Source organism: Streptococcus sp. 2106 (genome assembly GCF_013277315.1).
Lineage (GTDB): Bacteria > Bacillota > Bacilli > Lactobacillales > Streptococcaceae > Streptococcus > Streptococcus pseudopneumoniae.
Map to the genome: position 1 here is coordinate 1 of NZ_VMMS01000119.1, position 6,531 is coordinate 6,531.

The window sequence follows — 6,531 nt, forward strand, 5'->3', positions numbered from 1 at the left end:
ACGGCAAGGCGACGTTGACATGGTTTGAAGAGATTTTTGAAGAGTATGAAACGAAAAGGAGGTTGGTCATTGTACTAGCCTCCTTTTGATATGATATAATAGTTCTATGAGATTAGATAAATTTTTAGTTGCCTGTGCGGTGGGAAGTCGGACTGAGGTCAAAAACTTGCTCAAGGCTGGGCGCGTGACTGTAAATGGTAAAAAAGAAAAATCAGCTAAATTGCAGATTGATGAAAAAATAGATGAGATTCGCTTTGATGGGCAAGTGTTGGAGTATGAAGATTTTGTCTACTACATGATGAACAAGCCCAAAGGAGTTATCTCAGCGACTGAGGATCCCAAGCACAGAACCGTTCTGGACTTGTTGGATGACTTGGCGCGGAGTAAGGAAGTTTTCCCAGTAGGACGCTTGGATATTGACACGCATGGTCTTTTGCTCTTGACCAATGATGGTCAGCTGGCTCATGTTCTTCTTTCGCCCAAGCGTCATGTGGACAAGACTTATCTGGCACAAGTCAAGGGAATCATGACCCAAGAAGATGTGGAGATATTTGCTGAGGGTATTCCTCTCAAAGACTTTACCTGTCAACCCGCTATACTGGAGCTTGTATCCATAGATACAGAAAAGAATCAAAGCCAAATCCGTGTGACCATTGCAGAAGGGAAGTTTCATCAGATCAAGCGTATGGTGGGCTACTGTGGCAAGGAAGTGGTGGACTTGCAACGATTGACTATGGGAACTTTAGTATTAGATGAGAACCTGGAACGAGGGGAATGGCGTCGCTTGACCAAGGAAGAATTAGAAATTCTCCTTGCTAGTATTGCTTAATTTGATTTATATTTGAAAAAGGTGAGGGACAATGTCCTCGCCTTTTATGTTTTTTAGTTGCTTCCTTTGTGAAAAGAGTTATAATAGACTGTAGAATAAAAGGAGGAATCTATGAACGCGATTCAAGAATCATTTACTGATAAACTATTTGCCAACTATGAAGCAAATGTAAAATACCAAGCGATTGAAAATGCTGCCAGCCACAACGGAATTTTTGCAGCTCTGGAACGTCGCCAAAGCCGTGTAGACAACACACCTGTTTTCTCATTGGATTTAACCAAGGACAAGGTCACTAACCAGAAAGCGTCTGGTCGTTGCTGGATGTTTGCGGCTCTCAACACCTTCCGCCACAAACTCATCTCGCAATACAAATTGGAGAACTTTGAGTTGTCACAAGCCCACACTTTCTTCTGGGATAAGTATGAGAAATCAAACTGGTTCTTGGAGCAAGTCATTGCGACTTCAGACCAAGAATTGACTAGCCGCAAGGTTAGCTTCTTACTCCAAACACCTCAACAAGATGGTGGTCAATGGGATATGGTCGTTTCCCTCTTTGAAAAATACGGTGTCGTGCCTAAGTCAGTTTATCCTGAGTCTGTTTCATCTAGTAGCAGCCGTGAGCTAAATGCAATCCTTAACAAATTGCTGCGCCAAGATGCTCAAATCTTGCGTGACTTACTAGCTTCTGGCGCAGACCAAGCGACTGTTCAAGCTAAGAAAGAAGACCTCTTGCAAGAGATCTTTAACTTCCTTGCCATGTCACTAGGACTACCACCACGTAAATTTGACTTTGCTTATCGTGATAAGGATAATAACTACCAAAGCGAAAAAGGTATTACTCCACAGGAATTTTACAAGAAATATGTCAATCTTCCTTTAGAAGACTACGTTTCTGTTATCAATGCTCCAACTGCTGATAAACCATACGGTAAATCTTACACAGTTGAGATGTTGGGGAATGTGGTTGGTAGCCGTGCAGTTCGCTACATCAACGTTCCAATGGAGCGCTTGAAAGAATTGGCGATTGCCCAAATGCAAGCAGGTGAGACTGTTTGGTTTGGTTCTGATGTCGGCCAGCTCAGCAACCGTAAGGCTGGCATCCTTGCGACAGATGTTTATGACTTTGAATCAAGCATGGACATTAAACTTACTCAAGACAAGGCTGGACGTTTGGACTATAGTGAAAGCTTGATGACCCACGCCATGGTCTTGACAGGTGTTGACTTGGACGAAAATGGTAAATCAACCAAGTGGAAGGTTGAAAACTCATGGGGAGACAAGGTCGGTACAGATGGTTACTTTGTTGCCTCAGACGCTTGGATGGACGAATACACTTACCAAATCGTTGTCCGTAAGGAATTGCTGACAGCAGAAGAACAAGCTGCCTATGAAGCAGAACCAATTGTGCTTGCACCATGGGATCCAATGGGAGCCTTGGCAGAATAAAAGTATAGAAAAAAGGAATCAGATTTTAGAACCTGGTTCCTTTTAAGTTGCTTGATTACATGATGTGAAGAACATGTGCCACAATACCCACTGCGAAGAGGGCAAGGATAATAGTGATTGGAGATACTTTTTTCTTAAGCAAGTACATGCAAAGGAGAGTAAGGAGTAGTCCTGATAGTCCAGGAATCAACATATCCAAGTTTTGTTGGAAAGTAGTAACTTTTTCAGGAGTTTGAGACAATCCTTGTCCTACTTGTGCGAATGCTTCTTGGATACCTTTAGACCCTTCTGGCAATTTATCCCAATGGATATAAGCCTTTTCATCTAGTTGAACTTTAGAAACATCGAAAGCAAATTTAATATTTACCCAGCGTTGAACAAGGACAGCAAGAATGAACATCCCAAGGATAGAAGCTCCTTTAGTGATATCTTGAAGGATACCACCAGACATATCTTTAGTGATTTCTGATCCAGCCTTGTATCCAATCTCTTGAACATACCACAAGAATGACATACGAATCAAGTTCCATGCAACAAAGAAGAGGAGCGGACCCAAGATATTGCCAGTAAGGGCAAGTGAAGCACCGAGAGATCCAAGGATTGGGCGTACTGTAAACCAGAATACTGGGTCACCGATACCAGCAAGAGGTCCCATCATACCGATTTTAACCCCTTGGATAGCAGCGTCATCGATTTCCACACCGTTAGCACGTTCTTCTTCAAGCGCAAGAGTAACCCCCATGACTGGAGCAGCTACGTATGGATGAGTGTTGAAGAACTCAAGGTGACGCTCAAGAGCAGCGATTTGATCTTCTTTTTTAGTATAGAGTTTTTTGATAGCTGGAATGAGTGTATAAGCCCAGCCCAAGTTTTGCATCCGTTCAAAGTTCCAAGACCCTTGTAAGAAGGTTGAACGCCACCAAACTTTTTTACGATCTGATTTAGTTAATTGAAGTTTTTCAGTCATGATGTTTTCAGTCCTTTCTTATCTTAGTAGTCTTCTAGGATATCGCCGATTGGGTCGTTAGAAGTTGCGGCTCCTCCGCCACCATTTCCACCAGTTTTAGAAAGGTGAAGGTAGATAAGAGCGATAGCAACACCGATAGCACCGAATCCGATTAGAGTAATATCTGACACAGCAGCGAGAACGAAACCAAGAGCGAAGAATGGCCATACTTCACGAGTTGCCATCATGTTGATAACCATGGCGTAACCAACGGCAACGACCATACCACCACCGATAGCCATACCATCTTTGAGCCAGTCTGGCATGGCACTAAGGATACTTTGTACAGTTTCAGTTGGTACCATAAGTAGAAGAGCTGCAGGAAGCGCGATACGAAGTCCTTGGAAAAGTAGCGCAATGAAATGCGCACGCTCCACAGCGCCGAAGTCACCTTTTTTAGCGGCAGCATCTGCAGTATGAACCAAACCAACTGAAATTGTACGAACAATCATTGTCAAGAAAAGTCCAGCTACGGCAAGAGGGATAGCAACCGCTTGGGCAACACCGATACCAGTCTTGGTAAAGTCACCACCAAGAACCATGATAATGGCAGCAGCGACAGAAGCAAGTGCAGCATCAGGAGCGATAGCAGCACCGATATTTGACCAACCAAGGGCAATCATTTGAAGCGATCCACCGAGGATAATCCCTGCTTCCAAGTGACCTGTTACAAGCCCAATAAGGGTACAGGCTACAAGTGGTTGGTGAAATTGGAACTGGTCGAGGATGCCTTCAAGACCTGCAAAGAAGGCTACAACGACTACTAAAACCATAGAAATAATAGACATGTTTAAAATCCTTTCATAAATAATGGCTTATTTGACATTGGCTTTGTTAATCAAGTCAAACAAATCTTTTTTAGAATCATTTGGTACTTTACGGACATCAAATTCAACACCCAAGTCACGCATTTTTTCAAATGTAGCAACATCTTCTTTGTCCATAGACAAAACGGTATTGACCAATGTTTTACCTGTTGAGTGAGCCATAGAACCAACGTTAAGAGTTTTGATTGGCACGCCACCTTCGATGGCACGAAGGGCATCTTGAGGTGTTTCAAACAAGATAAGGGCATGTGTTTCTCCAAAACGTGGGTCTTTTGAAATCTCAATCAGTTTTTGAATTGGAACCACGTTAGCCTTGACATTACCTGGAGCTGCTTGTTTAATCAATTCTTTACGAAGGTCGTCTTTAGCCACGTTATCTGAAGCAACGATGATACGATTTGCTTTTGAATCTGGAGTCCAAGCAGTTGCAACCTGACCGTGAAGTAGACGTGTGTCAAGACGGGCAAGATTGATTTTCAATTTACCGTCTCCGATAACAGTTCCTTCTGGGATAGCAGCTTGGGCAACTGGAGCAGCTGCAGCGCTTGCAACTTCTTCAACTGGATTTAGCTCTTCTGGAAGAGCTTTGATGCCATCTTTGGCTTCTTTAATGATATTAGCAGCGACTTTTTCTACACCTGCAGCAGCGTCCATGAGGCGCTCTGTGTAGGCTTGAATCAACGTCGGTAAGTTAAGTCCTGTGATGATGGCAAACTTACGCTCAGGATTTTCTCCCATCACGCGACTAGCTTGGTTAAATGGAGAACCACTCCAAAGGTCAGCCAAAACTAGAACCTCATCTTCTGCGTCAAATGCAGCAACAGCGTTATTAAACTTAGCGTATAGATCATCAGGACCTTCATTTGGCATAAAGGTCACAACTTGAACCTTTTCTTGTTCACCAAAGATCATAGATCCTGACTGATGAATACCCGCAGCAAATTCGCCGTGGCTCGCAATAATGATTCCGATACTCATTATTGTCATTCCTCCTTTTTTGTTTTAGTTTTCATTTAAGAAAACTTTAAGACTGTTTAAGTATAAACCGTTTTCATGTAAAAAGCAACTATTTATCATAAAAAATTAAAAAAACTTTTACTTTTGGATGTTGATATATTGAGTTTTTTGAGGAGTAATATTGAATCCACATTTAAAAATTTAATATAAAAAAGTTGAAAGAAGCTTCCAACTTTTAAAATAGGTTTCTATTAGATTAGTGGGTGAAGTCGAGTACCATACGTCCTTGGATTTGACCTTTTTCCATTTCGTCGAAAATGGCAACAGCATCTTCTACTGGACGTTTTTGAACAACTGGAACTACCAAACCTCCTGCACCGAATTGGAAGGCTTCTTCCAAGTCTTTACGAGTTCCAACGAGAGAACCGATGACTTGGATTCCATCTAGAACGGTTTTTACGATACTTAGTTCCATCATTTCAGAAGGAAGGCCGACAGCGACGACGTGACCACCAGCACGAACTGAGTCAACAGCCTGGTTGAAGGCAACTTTAGATACAGCAGTTACGACAGCTGAATGAGCTCCACCATCAGTTTTTTCCTCGATGAGTCCAGCTACATCTTCAACTTCGAGGCCGTTAATCACAATGTCAGCGCCTACTTCTTTTGCAAGGGCAAGTTTGTCATTGTTGATATCGACAGCGATAACATGAGCATTGAATACTTTTTTAGCGTATTGAACAGCGAGGTTACCAAGTCCACCAGCACCGTAAAGAACAACCCATTGGCCTGGTTCAACTTTTGCTTCTTTGATAGCTTTATAGGTTGTTACTCCAGCACATGTGATAGAAGAAGCTTGGGCTGAATCAAGTCCGTCAGGAACTTTGACAGCATAGTCAGCAGTTACGATACATTGTTCAGCCATACCACCGTCTACTGAGTAGCCAGCATTTTTCACTGTACGGCAAAGGGTTTCGCGACCAGTTGTACAGTATTCGCAAGTGCCACATCCTTCAAAGAACCAAGCAACGCTGACGCGGTCACCGACTTTAAGGCTTTTCACATCTGGAGCAATCTCTTTAACGATACCGATACCTTCGTGGCCAAGAACACGTCCTGGTACTTGACCAAAGTCACCATGAGCAACGTGGAGGTCAGTGTGGCAAACACCACAGTATTCAATTTCTACAAGTGCTTCCCCAGTTTCAAGTGGACGGAGTACTTTTTCTTCAACAGCAACACCAGTGCTTTCTGGATTTACAACAACAGCTTTCATAGCTATCCTCCTTGATATTGACCGAGAACAGGGACAACGGGACTGGATTGATTTTTTGTCAACAGAGTCGAGTGTGACGAGCTCTCTTGTATTTATATGTGAAGTATATCACAAAAGAAAGCCTTTTCCAAGGTTTTGGAGGCAAAAAATAGAACAATCGATTAATATTAAACTAAAATCAAAAAGCATT

At 42.6% G+C, this 6,531-nt stretch carries 6 protein-coding genes; 2 read left to right on the forward strand and 4 right to left on the reverse strand.

Annotated features, from left to right (window positions below; translation table 11 throughout):
- The first annotated feature begins 106 nt into the window (after nucleotides 1–106).
- Nucleotides 107–829, forward strand: coding sequence for a pseudouridine synthase (locus HT723_RS10670; protein ID WP_172935175.1), 723 nt, complete (start codon nucleotides 107–109; stop codon nucleotides 827–829).
- A 111-nt stretch (nucleotides 830–940) separates the two neighbouring features.
- Nucleotides 941–2,275, forward strand: coding sequence for an aminopeptidase C (pepC, locus tag HT723_RS10675; protein ID WP_172935176.1), 1,335 nt, complete (start codon nucleotides 941–943; stop codon nucleotides 2,273–2,275).
- A 55-nt stretch (nucleotides 2,276–2,330) separates the two neighbouring features.
- Here the strand turns inward: pepC and HT723_RS10680 are convergent, their stop codons facing one another.
- The 4 genes from HT723_RS10680 to adhP form a co-directional block, all read right to left on the reverse strand.
- The gene (locus HT723_RS10680) at nucleotides 2,331–3,242 is read right to left on the reverse strand and encodes a PTS system mannose/fructose/sorbose family transporter subunit IID (RefSeq protein WP_000136861.1); all 912 of its coding nucleotides are present in this window, start codon (nucleotides 3,240–3,242) and stop codon (nucleotides 2,331–2,333) included.
- A 23-nt stretch (nucleotides 3,243–3,265) separates the two neighbouring features.
- Complete coding sequence (locus tag HT723_RS10685; protein WP_000022715.1) at nucleotides 3,266–4,069, reverse strand: PTS mannose/fructose/sorbose transporter subunit IIC; 804 nt, start codon at nucleotides 4,067–4,069, stop codon at nucleotides 3,266–3,268.
- A gap of 27 nt (nucleotides 4,070–4,096) precedes the next feature.
- Entirely contained in the window at nucleotides 4,097–5,086 is a 990-nt protein-coding gene (locus HT723_RS10690) for a PTS sugar transporter subunit IIB (protein WP_138700178.1), read from the reverse strand.
- Between the two features lie 235 nt (nucleotides 5,087–5,321).
- Nucleotides 5,322–6,341, reverse strand: a complete 1,020-nt coding sequence (gene adhP / locus HT723_RS10695) for an alcohol dehydrogenase AdhP (protein WP_172935177.1) — start codon at nucleotides 6,339–6,341, stop codon at nucleotides 5,322–5,324.
- Nucleotides 6,342–6,531: the final 190 nt, after the last annotated feature.